At 59.0% G+C, this 22,965-nt stretch carries 22 protein-coding genes, 2 tRNA genes and 2 riboswitches; of the genes, 6 read left to right on the top strand and 18 right to left on the bottom strand.

Features of this window, described 5'->3' with window-relative positions; translation table 11 throughout:
• The first annotated feature begins 1 nt into the window (after position 1).
• A complete protein-coding gene (locus HRUBRA_RS05390) occupies positions 2 to 769 on the top strand; it encodes a MauE/DoxX family redox-associated membrane protein (protein ID WP_035515185.1) in 768 nt (255 codons plus the stop codon).
• A 374-nt stretch (positions 770 to 1,143) separates the two neighbouring features.
• On the opposite strand, the gene HRUBRA_RS05385 is transcribed toward HRUBRA_RS05390, so the two are convergent.
• Entirely contained in the window at positions 1,144 to 2,427 is a 1,284-nt protein-coding gene (locus tag HRUBRA_RS05385) for a Fic family protein (RefSeq protein ID WP_084592481.1), read from the bottom strand.
• Positions 2,428 to 2,852: 425 nt separating this feature from the next.
• A tRNA-Lys gene (locus HRUBRA_RS15250) sits at positions 2,853 to 2,953 on the bottom strand.
• Positions 2,954 to 3,331: 378 nt separating this feature from the next.
• Between HRUBRA_RS15250 and HRUBRA_RS05380 the strand changes: the two genes are divergently transcribed.
• Entirely contained in the window at positions 3,332 to 3,625 is a 294-nt protein-coding gene (locus HRUBRA_RS05380; RefSeq protein ID WP_035515183.1) for a helix-turn-helix transcriptional regulator, read from the top strand.
• Complete coding sequence (locus HRUBRA_RS05375; RefSeq protein ID WP_035515182.1) at positions 3,618 to 3,953, top strand: hypothetical protein; 336 nt, start codon at positions 3,618 to 3,620, stop codon at positions 3,951 to 3,953. The genes HRUBRA_RS05380 and HRUBRA_RS05375 overlap by 8 nt, the downstream gene beginning before the upstream one ends.
• A 165-nt stretch (positions 3,954 to 4,118) precedes the next feature.
• Here HRUBRA_RS05375 and HRUBRA_RS05370 read toward each other — a convergent pair.
• Positions 4,119 to 5,275 (bottom strand): IS3 family transposase gene (locus HRUBRA_RS05370; protein WP_144244397.1). Its coding sequence is split into 2 segments (ribosomal slippage): positions 4,119 to 5,035 and positions 5,035 to 5,275, totalling 1,158 coding nucleotides; the frame shifts between segments, so codons are not numbered across the junction.
• Positions 5,276 to 5,603: 328 nt separating this feature from the next.
• On the opposite strand from HRUBRA_RS05370, the gene HRUBRA_RS15780 reads away from it, so the two are divergent.
• Complete coding sequence (locus tag HRUBRA_RS15780) at positions 5,604 to 6,485, top strand: HNH endonuclease (protein WP_084592480.1); 882 nt, start codon at positions 5,604 to 5,606, stop codon at positions 6,483 to 6,485.
• A 50-nt stretch (positions 6,486 to 6,535) separates the two neighbouring features.
• Here the strand turns inward: HRUBRA_RS15780 and HRUBRA_RS05360 are convergent, their stop codons facing one another.
• The 9 genes from HRUBRA_RS05360 to HRUBRA_RS14620 all read right to left on the bottom strand — a co-directional run bounded on the left by HRUBRA_RS05360 (position 6,536) and on the right by HRUBRA_RS14620 (position 16,991).
• Positions 6,536 to 7,702 (bottom strand): type II restriction endonuclease, encoded by a 1,167-nt coding sequence (locus HRUBRA_RS05360; protein WP_201771542.1) that lies wholly within the window; start codon positions 7,700 to 7,702, stop codon positions 6,536 to 6,538.
• A gap of 35 nt (positions 7,703 to 7,737) precedes the next feature.
• On the bottom strand, positions 7,738 to 8,157 hold the full coding sequence (locus tag HRUBRA_RS14905) for a very short patch repair endonuclease (RefSeq protein WP_236629793.1): 420 nt from the start codon (positions 8,155 to 8,157) through the stop codon (positions 7,738 to 7,740).
• A gap of 31 nt (positions 8,158 to 8,188) precedes the next feature.
• Positions 8,189 to 9,472 (bottom strand): DNA (cytosine-5-)-methyltransferase, encoded by a 1,284-nt coding sequence (gene dcm, locus HRUBRA_RS05355; RefSeq protein ID WP_322786719.1) that lies wholly within the window; start codon positions 9,470 to 9,472, stop codon positions 8,189 to 8,191.
• Between the two features lie 494 nt (positions 9,473 to 9,966).
• Entirely contained in the window at positions 9,967 to 10,734 is a 768-nt protein-coding gene (locus HRUBRA_RS05350) for a DUF6339 family protein (RefSeq protein ID WP_144244395.1), read from the bottom strand.
• Positions 10,731 to 11,582 carry a hypothetical protein gene (locus HRUBRA_RS05345; RefSeq protein WP_144244394.1) on the bottom strand — a complete coding sequence of 284 codons (852 nt, stop codon included), beginning with the start codon at positions 11,580 to 11,582 and terminating at the stop codon, positions 10,731 to 10,733. The genes HRUBRA_RS05350 and HRUBRA_RS05345 overlap by 4 nt, the downstream gene beginning before the upstream one ends.
• Entirely contained in the window at positions 11,582 to 13,486 is a 1,905-nt protein-coding gene (locus tag HRUBRA_RS05340) for a hypothetical protein (protein WP_035515172.1), read from the bottom strand. Before HRUBRA_RS05340 ends, HRUBRA_RS05345 begins: the two co-directional genes overlap by 1 nt.
• A gap of 422 nt (positions 13,487 to 13,908) precedes the next feature.
• Positions 13,909 to 14,463, bottom strand: a complete 555-nt coding sequence (locus HRUBRA_RS05335; protein WP_035515171.1) for a hypothetical protein — start codon at positions 14,461 to 14,463, stop codon at positions 13,909 to 13,911.
• Positions 14,460 to 14,780, bottom strand: coding sequence for a hypothetical protein (locus tag HRUBRA_RS05330; protein ID WP_035515170.1), 321 nt, complete (start codon positions 14,778 to 14,780; stop codon positions 14,460 to 14,462). Before HRUBRA_RS05330 ends, HRUBRA_RS05335 begins: the two co-directional genes overlap by 4 nt.
• Before the next feature lie 39 nt (positions 14,781 to 14,819).
• Positions 14,820 to 14,924, bottom strand: a riboswitch (SAM-I-IV-variant riboswitch).
• Positions 14,925 to 15,068: 144 nt separating this feature from the next.
• Positions 15,069 to 15,163, top strand: a riboswitch (SAM-I-IV-variant riboswitch).
• A gap of 814 nt (positions 15,164 to 15,977) precedes the next feature.
• Complete coding sequence (locus HRUBRA_RS14620) at positions 15,978 to 16,991, bottom strand: DUF429 domain-containing protein (RefSeq protein WP_161787600.1); 1,014 nt, start codon at positions 16,989 to 16,991, stop codon at positions 15,978 to 15,980.
• On the opposite strand from HRUBRA_RS14620, the gene HRUBRA_RS15775 reads away from it, so the two are divergent.
• Both HRUBRA_RS15775 and HRUBRA_RS05315 read left to right on the top strand, forming a co-directional pair.
• A complete protein-coding gene (locus HRUBRA_RS15775; protein WP_084592482.1) occupies positions 16,946 to 17,458 on the top strand; it encodes a DUF4224 domain-containing protein in 513 nt (170 codons plus the stop codon). The two genes, HRUBRA_RS14620 and HRUBRA_RS15775, sit on opposite strands and share 46 nt — an antisense overlap.
• A 9-nt stretch (positions 17,459 to 17,467) precedes the next feature.
• Complete coding sequence (locus HRUBRA_RS05315; protein WP_084592476.1) at positions 17,468 to 18,574, top strand: tyrosine-type recombinase/integrase; 1,107 nt, start codon at positions 17,468 to 17,470, stop codon at positions 18,572 to 18,574.
• Between the two features lie 117 nt (positions 18,575 to 18,691).
• Here HRUBRA_RS05315 and HRUBRA_RS05310 read toward each other — a convergent pair.
• The 6 genes from HRUBRA_RS05310 to tolB all read right to left on the bottom strand — a co-directional run bounded on the left by HRUBRA_RS05310 (position 18,692) and on the right by tolB (position 22,965).
• Positions 18,692 to 18,767 (bottom strand) — tRNA-Lys (locus tag HRUBRA_RS05310).
• Positions 18,768 to 18,851: 84 nt separating this feature from the next.
• A complete protein-coding gene (gene queC / locus HRUBRA_RS05305; RefSeq protein ID WP_035515165.1) occupies positions 18,852 to 19,529 on the bottom strand; it encodes a 7-cyano-7-deazaguanine synthase QueC in 678 nt (225 codons plus the stop codon).
• A gap of 5 nt (positions 19,530 to 19,534) precedes the next feature.
• Entirely contained in the window at positions 19,535 to 20,203 is a 669-nt protein-coding gene (gene queE, locus HRUBRA_RS05300) for a 7-carboxy-7-deazaguanine synthase QueE (protein ID WP_035515163.1), read from the bottom strand.
• A 10-nt stretch (positions 20,204 to 20,213) separates the two neighbouring features.
• Positions 20,214 to 21,059 carry a tol-pal system protein YbgF gene (ybgF, locus tag HRUBRA_RS05295; protein ID WP_035515161.1) on the bottom strand — a complete coding sequence of 282 codons (846 nt, stop codon included), beginning with the start codon at positions 21,057 to 21,059 and terminating at the stop codon, positions 20,214 to 20,216.
• Positions 21,060 to 21,076: 17 nt separating this feature from the next.
• The gene (gene pal / locus HRUBRA_RS05290; RefSeq protein WP_035515159.1) at positions 21,077 to 21,619 is read right to left on the bottom strand and encodes a peptidoglycan-associated lipoprotein Pal; all 543 of its coding nucleotides are present in this window, start codon (positions 21,617 to 21,619) and stop codon (positions 21,077 to 21,079) included.
• A 53-nt stretch (positions 21,620 to 21,672) separates the two neighbouring features.
• The gene (gene tolB, locus HRUBRA_RS05285; RefSeq protein ID WP_052094419.1) at positions 21,673 to 22,965 is read right to left on the bottom strand and encodes a Tol-Pal system beta propeller repeat protein TolB; all 1,293 of its coding nucleotides are present in this window, start codon (positions 22,963 to 22,965) and stop codon (positions 21,673 to 21,675) included.

Raw genomic sequence — 22,965 nt, 5'->3', positions numbered from 1 at the left:
CATGGCAACGGAAAAACAACGCGCAGCAGTCCGGGAAGCCCGTCTTTATCGCATGCAGACCAGCGAACATGTCTGCCCCTTCGGACTCAAGACCCTTGATCTTCTCAAGCGCGAGGGCTATCAGGTCGAGGACCACACGCTTACCTCACGGGAAGAGATCGATGCGTTCAAGTCAGAACATGGCGTAGACACAACGCCGCAGGTCTTTATTGGCAACGAGCGGATTGGCGGCTATGAGGAAGTGCGTGAGCATGTGGGACTGGCTGTCCCGGCTAGCGATGAAAGCACCTATGTCCCGGTCATTGTCCTTTTCGCTACGGCGCTGGCCATGGGTATAGCCATGCACTGGCAGCTGTGGGGAACGCTCGCCGGCCCCTTGCTGGCAGAGTACGCCATTGCTATCGCCATGACCCTGCTGGGACTGCAAAAACTCAAGGACCTTGAGAGTTTCAGCACCATGTTTCTGAATTACGATCTGCTCGCGCAACGACAGGTACGTTACGGCTACATATACCCCTATGCGGAAACCCTTGCCGGCATCCTGATGCTCGCGGGGGCACTGATCTGGCTGGCGGCACCCATCGCCTTGTTTATCGGCACCGTGGGCGCCGTCTCGGTCTTCAAGGCAGTCTATATCGATCGTCGCGAACTCAAGTGCGCCTGCGTAGGCGGCGACAGCACCGTGCCGCTTGGTTTTGTCTCGCTCACGGAAAACCTCATCATGATGGGCATGGGACTCTGGATGCCGCTGCGTCTCTACGTGCTGTAGGGCCCCGGGCCATGCCGTGGCGCCGGCAATCGCAGTCCATGTCTCGGCGACCTTGAACACGCCGACGCCACCGGAGCCCACCTCCATGGGCGCTCCCACAGCAATGCTGACAGTGACATTTACCCCGATATTGCATTCACTGAGCGCGAACGCGGACGCCACCCCGATGGCGTTGACATCGCCAGGTGGTGACGGCAGCTCGGTCAGGTCGGTGACTGCCCGTTCAGCGACCTAGCAGCGGGAGTTCGCCCGGGTCGAGCGGGGTTTCGCCTTCTATGAAGTCCATGTCCTCGATCATTCGCGTTCGTCCCAAATGGACGACAGGCGATCTGCGCCGCGCGGCGTTTGGACATCTAACCATCGGGTCCCGCGCATCACTTCTTATCGGGAAACAGTCCGGGCATCCAACGACCTGCGAGCTCTGCCGGAAATCGCAACTGAACCGGCGCGCGCGGCGAGGCGGACTGTACGACGCCAATATCCGTCAGCTCTGACACAACGCGGCGTGCCGTTCGAGCACTCGCCCCTACAATTTCTGCTACGTCTCCGCGCTGGACCTCGCCGCGGTAAAGAATGGCGCTGAGAAGCTCTTTTGCTTTGCCCGGCAGGCGGCCGCCGCGGGTCTCTTCTTCCGCCCAGATCATTACTCTGTCACGCAGCCGCTCGGGCTCCATGAGTCCCCGCATGAATGTCACCTGGTCAATGCAGGTTTCGAGAACGAAACGCGTAAATTCTGCGAGCGTTTCTTCACTGAGGTTGCCGCGACCGTCGAGGTCATTCCGGCGCGGCAGATCGCAAGCCTGGAGCAGCTTCTTGTACTCCGACTCAGCACGGGCAAGTCCGCGCGCGACGGACCACAGGCCACCGGTATCAAGCGCTTCGAGAAGCAACGCATGCGACATGAGTCTGGCCACGCGGCCGTTGCCGTCGAAAAACGGGTGTATCCATAACAGCCGATGGTGCGCGCTCGCTGCGCAAAGGATGCGATCAGTCTTCCCGAGCTTTGCATAACCCTCCTCAAAACGTTGCATGAAACGCGGCACGGCGCCCGGGCTCACCGCTACGTGTCGACCAACGATGACATCGCGGACTCTGTAGGCACCCGGAATCATGTCGAGCTCTTCACCAGTCTCGTTGTCTTCGACAATCAGCAGTTCGGGTGGAAGGTGCGCGCAGAAGCGCTCATGGATTTCACGGACGCCGCTTTCGGTCGTGGCTCGGCCGACAAGACCACCCTCGTCAATCCATTTCTGAACCTCGATGTGGGCCTTTGCTTCCAGTTGCAGGTTGCGCTGCTTCGGCTCGGCGCTGAAATCGTCAGCCAGCGCTCGCTCGATATCGACGGGATGGGTATCGTGACCTTCGATGAGATTGCTGTAGTAGCAGTTCATGGCGCGCACGAGGGTCGCGAGCGCAGAAGCAATGCTTTCCGGAAGCGCGGTCCGCAACCGCGTCGATTCAGCGGTAAGCTCCAGCGCGAGATCGGACAGCGCAGCCCTGTGCCGGGAGGTATCACTCACGAGGAGCGGCTCAAGAAGCCCGGCACGCTCTCCGCGGTCAGGAGGCGCCTCGGCAGGAGCCGCCTCCCCTACCCTCTTGTCCGCCTTTTTGTCCTTATTGTTGGCCACTTCTTTGTCCACATAAAAATATCGATACATCCAGAAATATCATATAGTTAGAAAATCAAGAAGAAGTTTCTTCCCCTCGATTTGACCGCTACTTTGGCCGCTTCCGAGGCCGCTATGCAAGGCTTTTGCTCTCCGGGCCCAACAGTTGTTCAGTCTGCAGGCAGTGAATTGCTGGCAGACTCCTCCGCACAACTCACCCGCAAGCATTACCGCCGGAAAGGGCAGACTGTGGCGCCTGCACCGGACTTCACAATCAGGGACCCGAAGGCCTGAGCGAAGCGGGGGCCGCAGGGACCCTTCAGAGCAACTTCAGTGGATTTTGTGGGGAAAGACAGTAGTTATGGGGAAGGAGTCAGTACTCCTTCACGCTACGCCTCGGCCCTTCATCGTAAACGGAGGACTCCATAAACGAGGGGCTCCCGGGCAGCTGGTGGGCGTAAAGGGCTCTTGAAAAATGGTGGGCCGTGCTGGGCTCGAACCAGCGACCAATTGGTTAAAAGCCAACTGCCAGCTTGCGATTTTTATTCGTAAAGCCAGTATGTTACGGCTCACACCCCTCCCCACAGCTTTGCCAAAAAGGCCGCGCTAAGTCTTTGTTTTCCTTGCCACCAGCCTTTCTTGATGGGGAAACCTCAAGGCCCCTCCATCTGCCACTCCGACTTATTGCGGTCGCCGGGTAGCTGGCTCAACGCTGCCGCCCAGCACCAACTACGAAGGCCTGCATTTTAGTCAGCCACGGTCTGCTCGCGTCGCAAACGAAGCATCAGTTGAACGCGACTTCGGTCACTTAGCACAGCGTCCGATGCTTTTCACAGAAATAGTTTCAGCTGATAGGCATTTTTTTTCAGAAAACCGTTTTTCGCTGCCTCAGACTTTGAGCTGAACCGGTCAGAACTGATCGGCCACAAACCTCAACTTTTGAAAGGCATCAATTATGAAAAGCGCTTCGAAACATGACCATAGCCGCACACCCTCCCGTCTCGTACGGATCGGCGAGGTCGCCCGCATGACGGGTCTCTCACGCTCCTACATTCATGCCCTGACCGCAGACGGCAGGTTCCCCAAGAGCCTTGCGCTTGTACCTGGCGGAAAGTCACGGGCCTGGGTCCTCTCCGAGGTGGAGGAGTGGATGGAGCAGCGAATCCAAGAGCGAGACCAAGGTCTTGCTGCTGAAGTCCAAGCTTCAACGGAAGCCGCTGAGGACTCAAAGGAGGTACCCCATGAGTGATGAGGCACTAGTTGATGTGACGCTCTCGGCAAAGACGACGACCGTCCGCCTTCCTGAGGACGAGGCAACGACCCTTCGGGTTCTCCTTGATAGGGCCGGTGAGTGGGTCATGGCCTGGGAGCTCAAAAAGCATCGGGTCCAGGAGCCTGACGAGACCGTGGCTCGGCTTAAGGAAAAAGGGGCGAGGATCGAGCGAAAGCGCAAGCCCGCTGTAGCCGAGATGTGCCAGCTAATCCCAAGCGAAAGGCACTACAGGTACATCGGCTGGGAGGTCAGCACCTTTGTTCAGCCAGAGACGGAAGGCGAGGTGGATACCGAATGGCTATGACAAGTCCCTGCCCCGGTAGCGGGAACCAAGGAAGAGAGGGGCCTCGGCAGCCGCCAAGCATCACCGAGGCCCCCGGCAAACCCATCAGCACTAACCAAGATGAAAGATCGCCTATGGATGAAGTTAGCATGAACGGCGCTTCTGCGCCTAACAATCAGGTGGGTTCTACCCCATTTCCACGGACGGTTCTGAAAAGCTCGCGAACTTCAAATCCTGACGTGCAAGCCGTCGCCGCATGCGAGGATTATGAAAACGCTCGATATAGTCAAACACATCGGCTCTCGCCGTGTCATAGGTCGGATACTTCACCCGGTTCGTCCGGTCCCGCTTGAGCAGCCCGAAGAATCCCTCGCAGGCCGCATTATCACCGCAGTGGCCGACCGCACTCATGGAGCAGATGAGCGTGTTGCGCTCCAGGAAACGCTGGTAGTCACCGCTACAAAACTGACTACCGCGATCCGAATGCAGAATTAGGGCGCCTTCGCTCTCACGCTGCCAGACTGCCATCTCCACAGCCCGTAGAACCATTTTGCGGTCTTGGCGATGGTGCATCGACCAACCCAGAACGAGCTTGCTGAACAGATCGAGGACGATGCACAAGAAAAGCTTGCCCTCGCCGGTCTTCACTTCGGTGATGTCGGTAACCCATTTGCTTTCGGGCTCCAGGGCGGTGAAATCTCGCTCGAGCAGGTTCTTGACGCCTGCCGGCGGCGAGCCAGGCGTACCGCGCTGGCCACGCTTCTTGCGGCGCGGCCAGCCTTGCAGACCCTCTTTCGCCATGAGTCGCGCCGCTCGATTCAGGCTGGCCTTTTCGCCCTCAAAGACGAGATCCTCATGCATCCGAAACGCGCCTATGGCACCTTGGCTGTCCGAGTGAATCTCGCGAATACGAGCGAGAAGACGATCATTGTCGCGCTGACGAGGGCTCGGCGGGCGAGCTTCCCAGGCGTAGTAGCCGCTGGGCGAGACCTTCAGGCAATGGCACATCATGCGAACAGGGAATTCACTGCGACAACGTCGGATCGCCCGGTACTTCAGGACGATTCCTTCGCAAAGAACGTTGCCGCTTCGCGCAAAAAATCGCGTTCCTTCTTCACACGCGCGAGCTCGCGCTTCAGCTGGGCGACTTCTTCGTCACGCGCATTACCTGTGCCGCCGAAGGCTCTGGTGCCCTCGACTTCGGCCTCACGCTTCCAGCGGGTCAATAGATTAGCCCCGATGCCCAGCTCCCGAGCCACCTGTGCGCAGCTCACACCTGGCTGCCGTACTTGCTCTACAGCGCCGCGCTTGAACTCCGGACTGTACTTTCTTCTCTTGGCCATAACGACACTCCTTTTGCCCAGTATCGGGCTTCTTTGAAGTGTCCGCAAAAACGGGGGTGAACCCAACGTCGGCACCAAATCACTGGAGTTACGTGGAAAACGTTTGGTTCTGCATAAGACTACCGGGTTGACACTCCCCGCACTCCGCCGTTTTCATAGGCCAATAACGAGCTTTTCCGCCCACAACAACGCAAAACTGGAGGCTATAGTGTTCCTGCCTCGTATCCTTGCAGACCCGAAGTGGTCTGTTCCGTATTTCAAGCGCCTTCCCAGAAACGACTCGGGCGAGTGCAGGAGTAATGTCGCCGGAATCGTAGTGGCGCGAGCGATGCTTGACTGCTTTCCTGTTGATCAACTGTCCCCTCTTTCTGTGACGCAATCGACGCAGACCGTTCGCATTGAAGCAGAGCTTGTAGTTGACGGCCGTCTAGAAGACGTCGTTCAAACAAGGTTTCAGTCACAAACGTGGGGAGGGACACGTCCCAAGGAGTACAGGTTGACTGGCAACTTGGGGCCGCTTCGGCAGCGCAGTCGTGCCGAAGACTACGTCCTCTTTCAGCGCAGCAGCTCGTCGCCTCGGCTTTTTCGGCTCACTCTCGTACGTCGGGGGACTGAAGACTACCGGTGGCTTAGGCAGGTTCTGGGAGCGAACCGACGTTACGGAAAAATGGATCTAGATGACACGCAGATAACACCGACCGAGCAAGACGTTTACGCTGCCGGCAGACAGGAAGAAGCCAGAGAGCAGCAAGACTTCAGGCTGTTCGATGAACCCAACAGGCTCGAACTGCGCGCGAGCATGAGGGTTGCAAGGTCTACTGCGTTCAGGTCCCGCTTACTGGATCTTTACGCCCACAAGTGTACTGTTTCAGGCGAGGGCTGTGTTTCACCAGATGGACGTTCGGAGTTGGAGGCTGCCCACATAGTACCAAGATCACTGGCAGGCACTGATGATGCCCGAAATGGTCTACTTCTCAACAGGAGACTGCATTGGGCGTTCGACAACTGCCTTGCCTACGTTGATGACAACGGGGAATTCCGCATACCTGACATGGTGCTTGCTATTCCGCCCAACGCCCCTCTCGAACAGTATCATGGCGTCGCATTGCGGCCGCCGACGGACCCGGCACTTGCACCGGCACCTGAAGCGTTGGCTTGGCACCGTAGCTACGTACATCAACGGCTAAAGCCAAAGCCAATTGAAAACTAGAAGAGCTTCAGTGGAGCGGCCAAGCCAAGATACCGGACCACGACAAGAGGTCAATCCTGTACGGCCGCAATGAACTGACTTACGGACATAAGCCAGTGCTGCTGTAGCGGTTTATAAGAACTGTGAAGGCTTTCCGGCAATACCAATTGCAATTGGGCTGCTTGCATTTCAGCAGTCTGGTCCGTGCTGATGGCAGGCTCCAAGGTAAGCAGGTGTTTGTGATCAATTCTTGCCGCTTCTGACAACACCTGGCGCCACCGGTCCTTGCAGGTCGATTTCACACCCAACATCCGCAGCGAGCTACTGGGGAATTCAGGATCAGCATATGCCTCCGGTCCTGGGAAAAGAAAATCCGGTTTCTTGCGGCCTTCCGTGCAGGCTCCGCGCGCGTAAGCAAGCCCGAACTGGTCAAAGATCTCCTGAAGGTGGTTTTCGAGAGCATGCCCGACCCGAGACTTCCTTCGATTCTGGACGCTCAAGGAGAAGCTCACGAAGCCATCAACATCAGCTTCACCATCACTGAAGAAGCCCTGTTCCAGCCTAGAGGCAACAATGCGCTTCTCCAACCTCCGGAACAAGGCTTCCTCGCGCTCCATCCAAGCAAGCAGAGCTGCATCAGGACCATCAAGAGGGTTTACGTCCCGGAGAGTCTCCCGAGCAAACGCGGAAAACACGACAGTAGTTGGAAAGGAAAGCCCGAATGGCTCTACCAGCGCGTCAAGGTCAGCAGACTCAGGTTCTTCGGTTTCAATACCTAGCTCTTCGAGGATGTAACGCTCCGCAAACCCAAGCGCTTCGTCGTCCCCCGTCAGGTCGCGGTACTCTAGGTCCCGTTCGTCACTTACCGGCACATCAAAAAGCCAAAGAAGCTGGCCTTCCATGGTCGATTCACCAGGCGCGACTACTGCGAGCAGGCTATCGTCACGTTGTCTTGCAAGAAGGAGCAAGTCCCCTGTACTGGCTGCATCCATTACCTCATTGGACCGGAAGTACAGCCTGAACTCAGAGCGCGTGGGGTGCCTCTCTCTGGCGTCATACCAGGTCATTACTCCATGCTCGGCAAAGACGTCACCCTCATCGCCAAACCAGATGAAGTGGGCTGGGCAGTCAGCTAACCGCCCATCCCCAAAGAGACTGCGCAGCTCACGCACACCGTTGAACTCATGCTGGTTTGATGACGTGGGCATGACCTCGACGGCCTTGAGCCGCTTGGCCACGACTCCCTTGAAGTGACCTGACAGAGCACCACGCGTCATTGAAGCGAACCTCGCACTTCGCAAGACTCTCCGCCCCCTGTAAGCCATTCGCTTATTCGGGATATAACAAGCTCGACAGGCAGTCTTTCTTTGCCCTTCAACGCACACTCCCAGACAACCAGAACACGCCACCCGGCGTCCTCCAGTAGTCGCAGGTTACGAGCATCCCTGACCCTGTTGGATTCAATTTTTTGCTGCCAGAAACCACGCCGTGTAGCAGGCAATCGGAACAGGTGGCAGTCATGCCCATGCCAGAAACAACCATTGACGAGTATTACCGCCCCGAATCTCGGGAACACAAGATCAGGCCGACCCGGGAGGCGCTTGTCATGGAGGCGGTACCGAAAGCCCAGTGCATGCAGGCCTTTTCGAACCAGTAGTTCCGGACGGGTGTCGCGCCCGCGAATGCGGGACATGACCTCACTGCGCTTGCTGGATGTAAAGACATCAGCCAACCGAAAGTCCTTGAGGAACCTCCAGGGCCAGCTCGCGCTGCCCGAGGTTTGCACGCATGGCATCGTGAATGTGAGGAAGCATGTAGGCAGCAACTGACTCCACCACAGGGACGATGACTGCGTTGCCAAACTGCATGTAGGCCTGGGTATCAGAAACTGGGATTTCAAAGCGGGGGCGCCCGGGGCGGTCGAAGCCCATCAGCCTTGCACACTCACGCGGGGTCAGTCGGCGGGGGCGCTTGCGCTTCTGCCGGACCAGTATTTCGGAACCATCCTTGTAATACCTTGCAGAGAGAGTCCGTGCCACATCATCAGGCCCCACTAGCCCGAATCCGAATCCGTTCCCTTTGGAGCGGTGCTTCTCCGCGTATCCTTGCAGATAGCTCCAGAGCTTTGGGGAAAGGGTGTACTTGTCCGATACTCGCGCGCGTGCACCCGTGGTATACGGGTGTTCGGCTTCTTCCGAGCCATCCTCCGGGTGCAGCACTGCTGACATGCGCGGCCCTGTTTCGATATCTGGAAGCTCGAGGCCGTCGAAGCTGAATCCAGTGTCCTTGCGGAAACCCGCAATGAAAATACGCTCTCTGCCCTGGGGTACGAAACTTCGCCCATTGATGACGCGCCAGTCGATGCGGTAGCCGAGATCCTCCTCCAGAGTCTTGCGGATCACCCGGAAGGTATTGCCCTTGTCATGGTTGACGAGGTTCTTGACGTTCTCCAGAAGAAAAGCAGCGGGTCTGTGTGCATCGATGATCCGCGCCACATCGAAAAACAGGGTGCCTTGAGCTTCGCATAGAAAGCCATGCGACCTCCCCAACGAGTTCTTCTTGGAAACACCAGCAATCGAGAACGGCTGACAGGGGAAACCCGCCAGCAGCACATCGTGCTCAGGAATCGCCTCAACAGGTACCTTTGTGATGTCGCCCTCGATGCCGTGATCGCAGTCAAAGTTGGCGAGATAGGTCTGGCGACTACGTTCATTCCATTCACTGGTGAAGACACAGTTACCGCCCACGGCTTCAAACCCAGCCCGGAGCCCACCGATGCCCGCAAACAAATCGATGAACGTGAAGCTCGGCTCACCGGGAGGCAATGTGGAGTCCTGCAGCATACGCCGCATCAGATCGACAGCCACACGCGGAGCGGGACTCTCACCGGTTTCCCACCGACGAAGCGTACGTTCAGACTTGCCAAGCTTCTCTGCCAACTGATGGCGAGGCATCCCCAAGCGCTCGGCAAGGGCCTTGAATTCGTTGATGGTCACGGCTTGGTTCACAACTGCCTCCGCTGGGAATATTTTGGACATTTTGTCCGGGGGCGATCTTAGACGCAAGCCAGGCTATCAAGATGTGCGTATAAATGCTACATATCTTGACTCTCGGACTTGTGGGTTGACAGTGACCGCACCCCTGAAACCCGAGCCATGCGGGATGTGGAGGCGCCACTCATTTGAGGTGCCCCTTTTAGCTCAGCCAATCAGGGCGGGAGTCCGCAGCCTTCCCGGGCAGGGAATCTGGTTTTCCGGATGGAGAGTGGAGGTTTCCTCTGGATCGGAGGCCGCGACGGTAGAGCAATGGGCGAAAGAGATACCCAAAGTCTCGTGTACGCGCCTTCGATTGCTGGTCTATTCCAGGGCCGAGCTGGGGGTGTTCTGCGTCGAAGAGCAGCGCCGCGCCCGATTCGCTTTTATGATGAAAAGCCGATCGGCTAGCGGCGTGTTCTTTTTGACCGAAGCCGTGGCTGACTTGCCGACCGATGCCGTCAGGACGTCTATTTACGCGGTGCATGGTCCACAGCGACGCTGATCAGGCTGCTAATTCCGGCTGTATCCAGCACACCTATATCCCGGTAGCCATTCGTCAGCGTCAGGAACTGCATGATCCGCTGTAGATACTTATCAGTCGCTGCAGAGCCAGCGTCAATGGCATGATCCAGAATCGCGGTAACAACGGCAGGGTTTGCACCCACTTCCCTGTCGAAGATAGCGTTGATGCGGTCTTCGCTCTTGAAGACTTCCCTCGTGTACGCATAGCGGTCGTCTGCGGATGCGGCCGCCTTCGATCTGCTGTAGGTCAGGTGGGCAACCCACCACAGTCGCGCAATCCCATGGCGGACCAGCCTGCCTCTTGTGATGGCTGCAGGGTGAAGCAACCATCGGTCTTTGACCCGGCGTTTCCATGCTGTTGGGTCATCTGCGGTTTTCAGCAAACCCCAGCGCTTCTCCATGTAAGACCTGTAGGTCGCCAGAGCAAGGTAATTCCAGAGCCTTGCATCGGAAGCATTTGCCCTATCCATTTCCCCCAGATAATCATGGACTCGCGGCGCGTTGTCCGTGTCGATAGCACGAGTTCCAAACACCTTCAGTTCATCGGGTATACCTAGGCTCACTGGCAGCGGCAGGGTATTTTCCGGCCGCGCGATAATGGAATCTGCACTTGCCAGAAAATCTACCGGGCTTTCTGCTGCATCGAGAGCACTGTACACCTCAACCACCGCACTTCCTGTCAGAGCCCTTGCTTCGGGCATATGCGCACTCATCCGTCATCCTCCTCTGAGATGATGCCTTTCCGGATTACCGTGTCCAGCGGACTCTCAAGAATCTTCTGCCCCAGCTCCAGAAGGCTTTGGTCCCATCCGCCGTTCTCCTGCACGAGTGCGTCTAACGCGACATACCAGGCCTTGTCGTCCAGCGGTTCTACGTCCTTACTGCTGCGGATAAAATCGAGAGTCTCGACCAACGCAGGCAGCACCATCAGAGCAATCTGCAGGTCCGGTCGATGGCCAAGAAGCCTGAAGTCATCGAACGTCTGTGCCGGTATCTGCACATCTACGGTCTCATCACCAACGAACAGTACTTTGATACCCTTTCTTCGTTCTGTGCTACGTACAAATTTGAAGCAGCTACCGATCGGCGGATCAAGCGGATCGTAGAGCTTTTCGGCGTTGAAGCGGAATGAGCCCGCGTCTGCGAGAACATCACCGGGTTCAAGGTCGAAGCTTGCATGACCGTAATCTGAGTGCTGGTTGGTCCAACGATGCCCTTTGATCTCCTGGGCAGCAATTACGCGAACCTCAGCGACAACGTCGCCCTTTACCAGCTCCTGATCGAGCCACGCCTTGAGCCTCACGCCTGCACCGGTGCGCTGATCTTCCCTAGGGCTCAACTCGCCGGTTGAGATCGTTGAGGAGCACCGCCAGCGGAGACTATGAGTCGCAAGCCCATTGTCAATCAGCGCCTGGATGTCAGGATCATCGGTGCGCACTTCGTAGGCAATTTCGATGTCCTGCTGAGTCGGGTCAACAAGGACGTTAATGACATCGAATTGAGAGCTGACGTCATCAGCGCTGTCGATTACAGGATGAGGATATGAACCACGACCAGCCATCACGCCACCCCCAGCCGGTACCGCTCTCCGGCGGGCATATGAACGTCGATTCGTGTTAGCTGCCCCCCCTTGAGGTGGACATCTTTCAGCGTGTTTTCAGAGACAGTGATATCTCTTGTCTTGCCGCCCTCGTGCAGCACCGCACGTGAGATCGGCAGAACGTATGATGGCTCGGGGTCTCCGCCAGGGCCCAGCCCGACCAGCTGTATGTCGCCGCTCTCGTCTTGACGCGCTCTTACCGCAAGGGTCGTCACGGCGTCACTTCCGCCTGCTGCAGGTGTACTCCAGCTTCTGAATGACAGGTCTTTCCCTTCGATGCGTGAGGCCCCGTCACCAGCGGCACCCTTGCCCGGCAGTCCGACATCCTTTGTGCGCCGTTTCCCAGCGCCACCTGTCTCTTTACCCCGACTGGTATCCTCGGTACCGTCACCGGTTGCCGGTCGCTGCACCTTGACCCGCACCTTCTTGGCGGGTGCATTTACATGAGGGTGCTGTTCTCCACCACCGCCCTGAACTGTTGCCGATTCCACATCGGTGGCCTCTGTTCCAGGTTCAGAGCTCGGGATGGCTGGCGCACCTCGAGTGGCTGCTATGGGGGCTTCAGTTGGCAGGAATCTCGAAAGACCGTCGATCGTCACCTCGTCACCAACGTCGGTAACGATCCTTTCCTTTAGCGCCTCACGGGTGAATTTCTTAAGCTGATTGATGACTGAGGATCCGTACTTAGGATCTCTAGCTGGGTCCCATATGTGATGCTGAGGGGGCTCAAGCTGGCGCAGGTACTTGTTGCCTTCGTGACTGTCGCATATGAGCACGGCCGCATACTTTGCGGAGATGGAGTTATGCCGGAAGGTGTCGATTTTCATCAGCGGTGTTCGCATCGTGATGGTGTGTAATTTTTTTTCCAGCCTGTCGTCGATATTGACGAACAGCCGTACTTTGCCGACGTGGGGAATTTCCTTCTCTGCGGGCTCGGGATCCATCAGTGCCTCATAGAAGGCATGGGCTTCCGGCCGGCCTGTTGTGAATCCACGTAGTGTTGAAGAATCCAGGGTCCAGTCGTTGCCCGGGGCACACCCTTCAACTATCAGCTTGCCCTGAAAAATAGCTGCCATGAAATTGTCGATCATCGCGTCACGAACCCGCTCAAGTTCCGGATCACGATCGGCCATGCGATAGCCAAGAACGTAAATATCCGTGCCGGGCTCGGTTCTTGGAGAAAACGGACCGATGGTTGGGGCTGGCCGGACATATTCGAAGTCATCTTCGCGGGTCAGTCGGGTGAAGTGACCCTCCGCCCGATAGCTTTCTCCGTCAAGGGTATGTGTGGCGAGCCGTGTGTAGGCGCCCATTACCGACTCGCCGGTGTCTTCCGCGATTGATATGTAGATAACCGTGCAGAGGTCTGACGCCATCGGGCCTACCGCAGAGCCGATGCCGAAAGAGCCGCCGCGCTCATCATCCTGCGACCCACCTTTACCTCGTGTAAGCCGGCTAAGTGGTGACTCCTCCGAGGTGAGCGACTCGCTACCGGTAAGTCCCGTCGTGTTGTAGTCGGATATGCGCAATACAGGAATTTTTTCCGCGCTAGCCATATCAGCAGCCCTGGCGATTTTCTCATGCCCCTGCTGATTTTCAGTCTGGGCTGCGGCTGCTTCGATGTGTCTGCGGAGCTCATCGATACCGGGAATATCGCTGACGTTCATCGAGGCCAGCTCAAATTTCATTCTGATGGGCCCATCAGCGCACTTGCCCGGGTTGTCGAGCGTATTCTGCCCGGTCTCCCTGACGATGGCGTGATCAGCATGTGACCCTTCGAAATACTGCTGGGCGGGATCGATAGGGCCTTCGTAGCCGGAGCGCCCTTGTTTCTCGAAGTGGAATCCGTATTCATCGAAACTCATTGGAAACGTACCCTCTTGGTTGATGATGGATCTGAGTCGAAGAGGGCCCTCACTGTCTCCAGCTCTTCAAGAATTGGCGCGAACAGTCTTTCAACCTCCTCGTCTGTGTAAGCGTAGTTCTTCCGATTAGCTAGGTTCCCCAGCAGGGAGATTTCACGGATCAACCGGTTTCCTCTGGACTCAGCCAGTCTTCTGAATCGATCGTTCTTGCTTTCGGTCGGCATTGCCATTCCCTAGATAACTGCTTTATGTGGGATATATATTAACTATATGTCCGTAATGTAGCCTCGTCAAGGAATCATGTCAAAATACTTCGCGGGCCTCTAGCTATCAGCGCTGTTCTGATCCGCTGCGGCGGGAGTGTTCCCGAAGAACCTCGCAGCACGCGGTCGCCTGGTGAAGCGCATCCAGCGCTATGTTTACTACCCGATGACGAGGTGGATTCCCGCTCGCAGTTCGTTCAATCGATTCTGCAGCAGACTTAGATCGAGGGCAGTAGCGGCCTCAACTCCTAGGTAATCGTTGCCGGGGCAGGGACCGTCGATGAACTCGATTTCGCCGACCTTCTCCCTCCCCTGGCCCCGCAGCGACCCGAGGTCATAGCGGTCCAGCAAGTGGTAAGCGCGGGCATTCGGGCTGTCCTCTGTGCACCAGGTGTCGAAGTACTGCCAGAAGTCCATCTGGTCATCTAGGGCCATGTCCCAATGCTCTTCGGCAGACTCGATGTCCCAGTAGCCATATCTCTCCACGTACTCACGCAGCGTCATCGACTCTGGGGGCTCCTCATCCGGGTCACCCAGCAGCAGTTGGTAACCGTCTCCGTAGGTCCGGGCTGTGATGATTGTTGGATCAGGTGCTTGTGGTCGCTCAAGTACAGCCTCACCGAAGTTGTCGTATGCAGCCAGTGCACGATCAAAGAATTTCGGCAGGATGAGGCCGGCGCCGATGCCTACGAGGAATTCTCGGCGGGAGATCATGCTTGCGACTCCTCCTGGCAGGCGAGGAAAGATTGCAGCGCAGCGCCACGCTTCATCGCCTCAGTGCCGCCGCCGGCTCTCGCGAGTTGTGCCCGGTGAAACTGCTGCTGCGCGTTCCGACTGGCCGTGGGGTCTTTCAGGCAAAGGCATGGGGTGTAGGTAGCAAGCAATCCAAGAGTAACTGGCTCAAGACCAGCGCCGACGGCATGCGCTTCTATGGCTTTCCGGTCATTCCATCCACTGGTCGAGCGCTGGAGGAAAAACAACGCAAGCTGTTGCGCCACGTCCTGAGTGAGTGTGCTGGTAGATTCTTTCATACAAGCCTCCTGTGGAATCAGAGAGGCTCAGAACTATGCGGGTACCCAATTGGTTGCCGGGCTGGCCACATCCCCTGGTTCCAGGGTCACCACCTTGCCTGGGTCGGCAGGTTGGCGGAGCAGAGCTCTCTCTTGATGTTCCAACGAAAATAGCATGCAGCGATGCGATGTGCCATGAAGTTTGGGCTGTTCAACCGTAGGACTTTCCCCCGCGGAGCCGCACATGCATGAAAAAGCGACAGGTGTCTTAGCGAGGTTTGACCGCTAGGCAGGGCGTACCGATAATCAGAGCGGCATCAAGAAGGGTATTCACCCGCCAACCGCCCGCTCCGGGAACGGTGGACCAAAGATGCGCCAGACCACTGGAACACATAGGAGCCCCCCATGAAGCGCCTTCCATTCTCCCGCAAGTCCACCACGCCTCACTCTACAGCTTCGGAGCCAGAACCTACGACAGAGAACAGGCCCAGGCTCAGCCGCCGCCGTTTCATTGCCAGTAGTGGCGTCGGACTGATAGCGCCAACAGCGAGCGCCGGTAGGGCCTTTCCAAGCAGCAACCGGCACATTACGACAGATACCCGATGGGTAAAGGTATGGGCCGCGATTGAAGAGAGCCACCCGCTTTTCCCGAGGTATTACAGGGACGGCTGCTCAACGCTTTGGATCGACTTCGATAGGCTGACCGGCGCCTGTGAGCCTGTATCGCCCAACGACGACATCTACCGCTGGCCCGTTGCTAACGCTCTCCTGAACCGCCCCGAAGCCGTTCCGGAAGAGTGGCAGCCGGAGCAGTGGCCGCGCTGCTTACCACTACCGCCTCAGGATCTGGAATGGGAAGAGCGTGCTGGCTGGGTCCACGCAAGGCAGGGTGCAGAGCACCGCTGGTCTGTTCCACGCTATGTAATCACGATACTGAACCGCGATATCCTGGCTGGACTGGATGGGAGTTGCCACGGGGATCGTCGAGACCAGCTTCGGCACCACTGGATGCACTGCGATCTGCTGACGGGGATGATGGTCGAGTGTGCGGCCGATGATCCGCTCTACGAGAGCTCGCACGCGGCGGTTCCAGTGCTGACCTGAACTTTTTTCGGCCCCGTACTCACCGGGGGGGACTTGTCCGGAATCATTGCCATGCGCTCCTTTGTCGGCCTTGACGTTCACTCATGTAGCCTCCCGGTCGGCACCCGCTCTGTTTTACAAGGCCTGAGCTGAGGGTGACCGGTAAGCCATTTCCATTTGTAGTCCAGTAGAATCGATCTCCGGGACGATAGGCAATGTCTGGACCCGATCCTGCCCTACTGCCGTGATTGCCGCCACAGCAGCATCAACGAGATCGTCTCTGCTAACGCGGGAAGGTGGGAATGTCTCGTAGGCCATCTGCAAAGACTCGACAGCACCGGGCAGGTACCGATCGATGAGCCTGTGGCGCTCTTCCAGGGCGGCTGCTGATTTCTTGTAGTGCCTCATAGGCTCGCCACCTGCAAGCGCCCAGAAACAGACCTCTGGATGGACCTCGCGGACTCGTCGACGTGCGGCTTCATTCTGCTGAAGCAGTTCATCTACTTCCCCGATCTTCCTCATGATGTTGAAGGTTTGGCGAGAGATGCCCTTCCCGGTCAGCTTCTTACTCCTTCCGTTGGCCGCGTCGAACGTTGTCTCTTCAAGGATTTCACGGACCGGAGCGTTGAACACGCTGTTCTGTCTGCGCGGTGCTAACACCCTGCGTGCTTCAACATCACAAAGGCGCGGCTCTGCACTTCCATTTCGCAGCCCGATAGGGATATCGATGAAGACCGGAGCGCACGGGCTTGTCCTGGCAAGCAACTCAGCGACCGTGCTTACGGTGCCAAAGGTCATGGTGCCCTCGAAGACCCTGGCGTAGACCCAGCCGCCCTTACAGCCATCCACGCCGTAGACAGCGCCCTCATCATCAAAATCTTTTGGCTGTGCGGGCTGGTCTCCTGTGGACAACAGGAATGCCTTCAATTCAGCTGCATCCGTGATCACGTTTTGCCGGTCGTAGAGCCCGGGGGCTTCCAATGCCTGACTGAACCCAGTGGGCCTGAGGGTACGCTCATTGACGATCCAGGAAGTCTCCGGGCGCCTCTCGCCCAGTAGCGTTATCAGCTTTCCGCGGGGCACACCCAGGTAGCGGGCAAGGCATGAGTAGGTGCACCGCTGGCGGCCATTCTCCAGCTGCTTCAGCACGCTCTCTAACAAATCGAGCACCTCCTACGAAAAAAGTCCAGAAAACCCTTTTCGAACCGCATATCGTCCTCGGCGGATATCGTACAGAACAGAGGGTGATAGATGACCTCTTACACTGCCTTTTCTTTGCTGGAACTGACTATTCGTCCGGGCAGTCGGCGGCGAACCACTGGCGACCTTCGCGATGGCTTGGTTTGTCTTCAGCGCCTTGCCGACAACACCATGGGGAGCTCAGTCGCGGGCGAGGGGGCACACCGGTGAACGAGCCGATAGCACTGACTCCTGAAGAGCTTCGGGACATCACGGGCTTCAAGCTTGCCAGCAAGCAAATGGAAGCACTAAGTTATATGGGCATACCCTTCAAGGCACGGCCAGATGGAACGCCCTTCGTCGCGCGCAGCGTGCTGGCATCGTCCGCCCGGACAACGTCTACACCGCGGCACCAGCCTACCTTGAAACTGATCTGAGAGGGGACCATGGCAGCTCGAGAACGCAAAAAGCAGAACCAATCCCTACCCAAATACTGGCGTTTCAAGAACGGCTCCTACTCGTACAGGGTGCCGGCACACCTGCGGTCCCTTCATGGTGGTAAGACCGAGATTTCTCTCCGGCAGGATCTGGCAAAGGCCTACCGACGCTATGCCGACCTCTACCAGGTAGAGGACAACATCACGCTGATGCAAGAACTCTTCGATCGGTACCGGCTCGAAGTCGTGCCAGAGCATGCCAGCGAGAACACCCGGAAATCCAAGAACCTCAGCCTCGAAAGGCTCCGTGCTGCCCTGGGTGAGAACCCCATCGCCGTGATGAACCCGCAGGTGATCTACAAGTATCGGGACTACATCGGCCGCACACGCTCGAAGAAGCATGCCAACCTGGACCTTGAGGTCCTGTCCCACTGCTTCACCAAGGCCATCGAGTGGGGGCTGACGAGTGACCACCCGATGACCAACAAGAAGGTCGTCAAGTTCTCCCTGCCGGGCAGGGACCGCTATGTCGAGGACTGGGAGCTTCAGGAATGGGCATCCGTAGCCAACCCCTTCCTAGTGGCTTACGTCGTGCTGAAGGGCGCTACGGGCCTACGCCAGCAGGACCTGCTGCGACTGCAGAAGAAAGACATCTCGCAAACGGAGCTTGTCTCCACCAGCCTGAAGACCGGCAAGAAGGTTCGTTTCCCGCTGTACACGGAAGACGGCGAGCCGACTACGGTGAGGCAGGCTTTAGACGTGGTCGAGGCCTACTTCGAACAGGAGAACAGCAAGCGGCGCCGTCCGGTCATCTCCCCCTGGCTATTCCACAACCGGAAAGGGGAGTCCTACTACGACCTGGAAACGCGCTCTGCCTCGGGCTTCCAGTCCGTATGGCAGCGATCCATGAAGAAGGCCCTGGAGGAAACCAGGCTTGAGGAGCGGTTCACTGAGCATGACCTGCGCGCGAAGGTAGGGTCCGATCTGGAAACCGACCTTCAGGCCAGCCAGCTGCTGGCGCACTCCTCAACCCAGCTGACCCGGCAGCATTACCGGCGACGGGGGCAAACGGCCACGCCAGCACCCGGCTTCACCATCAAGGAGTCGAAGGCCTGACTCATGCAGCCTGAGCCTTAGGGGGACCTGCTAGAGCAACTTTTCGGGATTTTGTGGGGAAGAGGCGCTGCTGTGGGGAAGCTGTAAGTGCTTCTTCACGCTGCAAGCCAGAAAAAATGGTGGGCCGTGCTGGGCTCGAACCAGCGACCAATTGGTTAAAAGCCAACTGCTCTACCAACTGAGCTAACGACCCGGAAGGGGCCTCGGCGGGGCGATTGCCTGAGCACCGAGTGAGGCGTGCATCTTACGGATCTGGCGAGAAAACTCAAGGGTAAATTCAGCCTTTGCGGTAGCGGGTCGGGTCTGCCACGCCGGCCGCGGCAAAACCCTCCCGGCGCAGCCGGCAGGCGTCGCAGCGACCGCAGGCCAGACCCTCGTCCGTGGCCTGGTAGCAGGAGACTGTCAGCCCGTAATCCACCCCCAGTTCCATGCCTCGACGGATGATCGCGTCCTTGCCCAGTTCCATGAGCGGGGCGCGGATGCGAATACCGCCCTCTTCCACGCCGACGCGCGTCGCGAGGTTGGCCACGCGCTCGAAAGCCTCGATGAAAGCCGGGCGGCAGTCCGGATAGCCGGAATAGTCCACCGCATTCACCCCGATAAAAATATCGCGGGCATTGAGCACCTCGGCCCAACCCAGGGCGATGGCGAGGAAAACCGTGTTGCGTGCCGGCACGTAGGTGACGGGAATGCCCTCGCTGGCCTCCTCGGGTACCGCGATGGCGGCATCCGTGAGCGCCGATCCGCCGATGCTGTCGAGGTTCAGGGAAACGACCTTGTGTTCAACGTCGCCCAGGGCAGCCGCTACCCGCACGGCGGCGTTCAGCTCGGCGCGATGGCGCTGACCGTAATCGAAGCTGAGCGTATAGCAGGCATAGCCTTCAGCGCGGGCCATGGCCAGCACGGTGGTGGAATCCAGACCGCCGGAGCTGAGGATGACCGCGCGCTTTTCCATGACCCTCAGCGCCCCGGTTCGTCGTTCCAGAGGAGTTTGTGCAGCTGCAGCTGCAGGCGCACCGGCAGCCGGTCGGTGAGGATCCACTCGGCGAGCTCCCGGGCATCCTGCTGGCCATGGCTGGGCGAAAACAGTACATCGCCCGCACGTTCGACCAGACGGTACTCATCTACCTTGAAGCAGGCCCAGTCGTAGTCGGCGCGGTCGCAGATCACGAACTTCACCTGGTCGTTGCGTGTGAGGTGCACGATATTGCCATAGTCGTTGCGCGCCAGCTCTCCCGAAGCTGGTGTTTTCAGGTCCAGCACCTTCACCACCCGCGCATCCACCTCGCCCACGGGCATGGCGCCACTGGTTTCCAGGGAGACCTCGTAGCCCGCGTCACAGAGCGCGGAAAGCAGCGGCAGGCAGGCGGGCTGGGCAAGGGGCTCACCGCCGGTGACAGTGACGTAGCGTGCTCCATAGCCGGCGACGGTGTCGAGAACCTGTGGGAGGTCCCACAGCTCGCCGCCGCTGAAAGCGTAGGCGGTATCGCAGTACACACAGCGCAGGGGGCAGCCGGTCAGACGCACAAAAACCGTAGGCAGGCCCACGGTCCGCGCCTCACCCTGGAGCGAGTGGAAAATCTCAGTAAGGCGCAGGGTCGTTGCGCCAGGCTGGACGGCCGCGGTCATCTTGCGCAGCTCAGAGATTCTGGTCGATGAATTCTCCGGCCAGCCCCGCCGCGGAGCTGTCCGGGTATTGGCGAAGCACCCGATCCATGAATTCCCTCGAGCGCTCCCGGTTGCCCTTGATGTAGTGCACGCGCCCGAGCTTGTAGAGGGCGTCGGGCTCCTTGCTGTTACCGGGGTACTGGTCAAGAAGGAGCATGAAGGACTGCCGCGCCGCTTCCGGGTCCGGCGGCTGCAGTACAAGATAGAGCTCACCGAGCCAGTAATGGGCATTCGGTGCGTAGCGGCCGTCCGGGAAACGCTCCAGGAACTGCTTGAAGGCCGCCACCGCCGCATCGAACTCCTGGTTGCGAACGCGCGCGTAGGCAGCCCGGTAGGCATCGCCCTCCCCCGGCTGCTCGGCGGCCTCGGCGCCACTGCCCGCATCCGGCATGCCGATGACCGTGCTTTCGCCGGTATTGCCGCTGGTGGGCGCGCCACTGCCGGCGAGACGCCGATCGAGGTCAAGATAGCGCTCCAGACTCTGCTCCTTGAGGCGCCGAAGCTCGTAGGCCTGCTCTTCGACCTTCCCGTTCAGCTGCATCACTTCCTGCTGCAGGCGCTGCAGCTGGATGAACAGGTTGCCGATGGTCTCTTCGCTGTTACTGGCGGGTGCCGGCGGGCGACTGACCGTGGCCGGTCCCGCGCTGCTGTCGAGCCCATAGCTGCGGGCCAGCGCCGGCTGAGCGGTCGTCGGACTGCCGCTGCGGGCGCGCTCGGCCTCCACGTCAAGGTAATCCTGGGCCTGAGCCCCAAAGCACACCGGGCCGGCCAAAAAGGCCAGCCCGGTCAGGAGTCGCTTGAAGCTACCTTGCCGCATCAATATCCGCTGGTCGGTTACTTCACCAGTTCCACGCGGCGGTTCTGAGACCAGTTCGCCTCACCGGAACCGTAGGCAACCGGCTTTTCCTCGCCATAGCTGATGGTCTCAATGCGGTAGCTGGCAATACCGTTGACAACCATGTAATCGCGTACCGCATTGGCCCGGCGCTCACCGAGGGCCATATTGTAGTCACGGGTGCCACGCTCGTCGGTGTGGCCCTCAAGACGGACGCTCTCGTCACTGGTGCGGAGGAGTGCAATGTGGGCATCCAGCGCCTGCTGCGCCTCCGGCTTGAGTACAGAGCTGTCGAAGTCAAAGTAGAAGACCGTCCCGGCGGCCATGGCGGCCTGTTCAAGTTCGCGCTGCTCGGCAGCTGCGACCTCTTCTACGGCCCGGCGTTCGGCTTCCCGCGCGGCCTCGGCGGCGGCGACCTCGGCCTGACGTGCGGCCTCGGCGGCGGCCTCGTCCTCCTTCGTGTCAGAGCCCGAACAGGCAACAAGAAACGCGGCGGTGAACAGCAGGGTCAGTGCCTTACCGGGGCTTGGCAGTTGATTCATGGCGTTTTTCCTTCCCTTCGTATCGTTGTTCAAGTGACCGCGCAAGGGCCCGCTCACTGGCTGATGTACGTCGACCAGGCCGGCTCGCGAACATCTCCGCTACGCGCCGGTAGACGGAACTTGACGCCGCCGTCTACAGACACGGCAGAGAGGATTCCACGATCCCCCAGCTTGGTAGCGTACAATACCATAGAGCCATTGGGGGCGATACTCGGACTTTCATCGAGGTCGGTGCTAGTGAGCACGTGCAGCCGCTCGGTCACCAGATCATGGATGGCAATGTGGTACTGCCCGTCCTGCTGGTGCACGAGGGCGACATTGCGCCCGTCCTGGGCAACCCGCGCGCGGGCGTTGTACACCCCCTCGAAGGTCACCCGGTCAGTGATCCCCGACTGCAGGTTATAGCGGTAGATCTGCGGCCTTCCGCCGCGATCCGAGGTGAATAACAAGGATTTCCCGTCCGGCATCCAGGTCGGCTCCGTGTCGATCGCGTAGTGCCGGGTGATGCGCTTGAGCCGCTTGCTGGCCAGATCCAGCAGGTAAATGTCGGGGCTGCCATCCTTGGACAGGACCAGAGCCAGCGTATTGCCGTCCGGCGACCAGGCCGGCGAACTGTTGAGGCCCCGGAAGTTGGTGAGCTGCTCACGGGCACCGGTGCGCAGGTCCTGGCGGAAAATCGCCGGCCGGCCGGTCTCGAAGGAGACGTAGGCCACCTGACTCGCATCCGGCGCCCAGGTGGGCGCCATCACCGGTTCCCGGGACTCAAGCAGCACGATGGGCCGCGCGCCATCACTGTCGGCGAGGGTGAGCCGGTAGTAATCCTTACCGCCGGGGTTGCGGGTCACGGAAACATAGAGCAGGCGGGTGGCGAAGGCCCCCGGAATGCCCGTGAGCCGCTCGTAGATGGCATCGGAGACGCGGTGCGCCAGCATGCGAGCCTCGTTCACGGGGCCCGTGACCGTGCCCGTGGTCACCTCGCGCTGCCGGTTCACATCGTAAAGCGCATAATCGATCCGCAGTTCTTCCCCTGCACTGGCCCGGCCGATGAGTAGATACTCGGTGTCGATGGCACGCCAATCCCGATAGAAGATCTCGGCCTCGCTGCTCGGCAGGCTGAGCATGTCACCGCGGTCCACGGGGGCGAACTGGCCGCTGCGGGCAAGGTCCGCCTGCACCACGCCGGCGAGGTCCTCCGGAATGGCACCGGTGCCCGCAAAGGGCACCACGGCGATCGGAGTGGGGTCGTCGACCCCCTGGGTGATTTCAATAACAAGCTCCGCGCGGGCGGCGAACGGCACGAAGAGGGCCAGAGTCAGGGCAACAGCAAGGCGGGGAACACGGCTCAT

Origin of the sequence: Pseudohaliea rubra DSM 19751 (assembly GCF_000764025.1) — a bacterium.
GTDB classification, from domain to species: Bacteria; Pseudomonadota; Gammaproteobacteria; order Pseudomonadales; family Halieaceae; genus Pseudohaliea; species Pseudohaliea rubra.
This window is presented reverse-complemented; position numbering and strand designations above follow the sequence as displayed.

Excerpts from the sequence above, each read along its gene's own strand:
- HRUBRA_RS05390 (WP_035515185.1), top strand. The coding sequence starts at position 2 with ATGGCAACGGAAAAACAACGCGCAGCAGTCCGGGAAGCCCGTCTTTAT.
- HRUBRA_RS05385 (WP_084592481.1), bottom strand. The coding sequence starts at position 2,427 with ATGTATCGATATTTTTATGTGGACAAAGAAGTGGCCAACAATAAGGAC.
- HRUBRA_RS05380 (WP_035515183.1), top strand. The coding sequence starts at position 3,332 with ATGAAAAGCGCTTCGAAACATGACCATAGCCGCACACCCTCCCGTCTC.
- HRUBRA_RS05375 (WP_035515182.1), top strand. The coding sequence starts at position 3,618 with ATGAGTGATGAGGCACTAGTTGATGTGACGCTCTCGGCAAAGACGACG.
- HRUBRA_RS15780 (WP_084592480.1), top strand. The coding sequence starts at position 5,604 with ATGCTTGACTGCTTTCCTGTTGATCAACTGTCCCCTCTTTCTGTGACG.
- HRUBRA_RS14905 (WP_236629793.1), bottom strand. The coding sequence starts at position 8,157 with ATGTCCCGCATTCGCGGGCGCGACACCCGTCCGGAACTACTGGTTCGA.
- HRUBRA_RS05350 (WP_144244395.1), bottom strand. The coding sequence starts at position 10,734 with ATGAGTGCGCATATGCCCGAAGCAAGGGCTCTGACAGGAAGTGCGGTG.
- HRUBRA_RS05345 (WP_144244394.1), bottom strand. The coding sequence starts at position 11,582 with ATGGCTGGTCGTGGTTCATATCCTCATCCTGTAATCGACAGCGCTGAT.
- HRUBRA_RS05340 (WP_035515172.1), bottom strand. The coding sequence starts at position 13,486 with ATGAGTTTCGATGAATACGGATTCCACTTCGAGAAACAAGGGCGCTCC.
- HRUBRA_RS05335 (WP_035515171.1), bottom strand. The coding sequence starts at position 14,463 with ATGATCTCCCGCCGAGAATTCCTCGTAGGCATCGGCGCCGGCCTCATC.
- HRUBRA_RS05330 (WP_035515170.1), bottom strand. The coding sequence starts at position 14,780 with ATGAAAGAATCTACCAGCACACTCACTCAGGACGTGGCGCAACAGCTT.
- HRUBRA_RS15775 (WP_084592482.1), top strand. The coding sequence starts at position 16,946 with ATGAGTAGGTGCACCGCTGGCGGCCATTCTCCAGCTGCTTCAGCACGC.
- HRUBRA_RS05315 (WP_084592476.1), top strand. The coding sequence starts at position 17,468 with ATGGCAGCTCGAGAACGCAAAAAGCAGAACCAATCCCTACCCAAATAC.
- queC (WP_035515165.1), bottom strand. The coding sequence starts at position 19,529 with ATGGAAAAGCGCGCGGTCATCCTCAGCTCCGGCGGTCTGGATTCCACC.
- queE (WP_035515163.1), bottom strand. The coding sequence starts at position 20,203 with ATGACCGCGGCCGTCCAGCCTGGCGCAACGACCCTGCGCCTTACTGAG.
- ybgF (WP_035515161.1), bottom strand. The coding sequence starts at position 21,059 with ATGCGGCAAGGTAGCTTCAAGCGACTCCTGACCGGGCTGGCCTTTTTG.
- pal (WP_035515159.1), bottom strand. The coding sequence starts at position 21,619 with ATGAATCAACTGCCAAGCCCCGGTAAGGCACTGACCCTGCTGTTCACC.
- tolB (WP_052094419.1), bottom strand. The coding sequence starts at position 22,965 with ATGAGCCGTGTTCCCCGCCTTGCTGTTGCCCTGACTCTGGCCCTCTTC.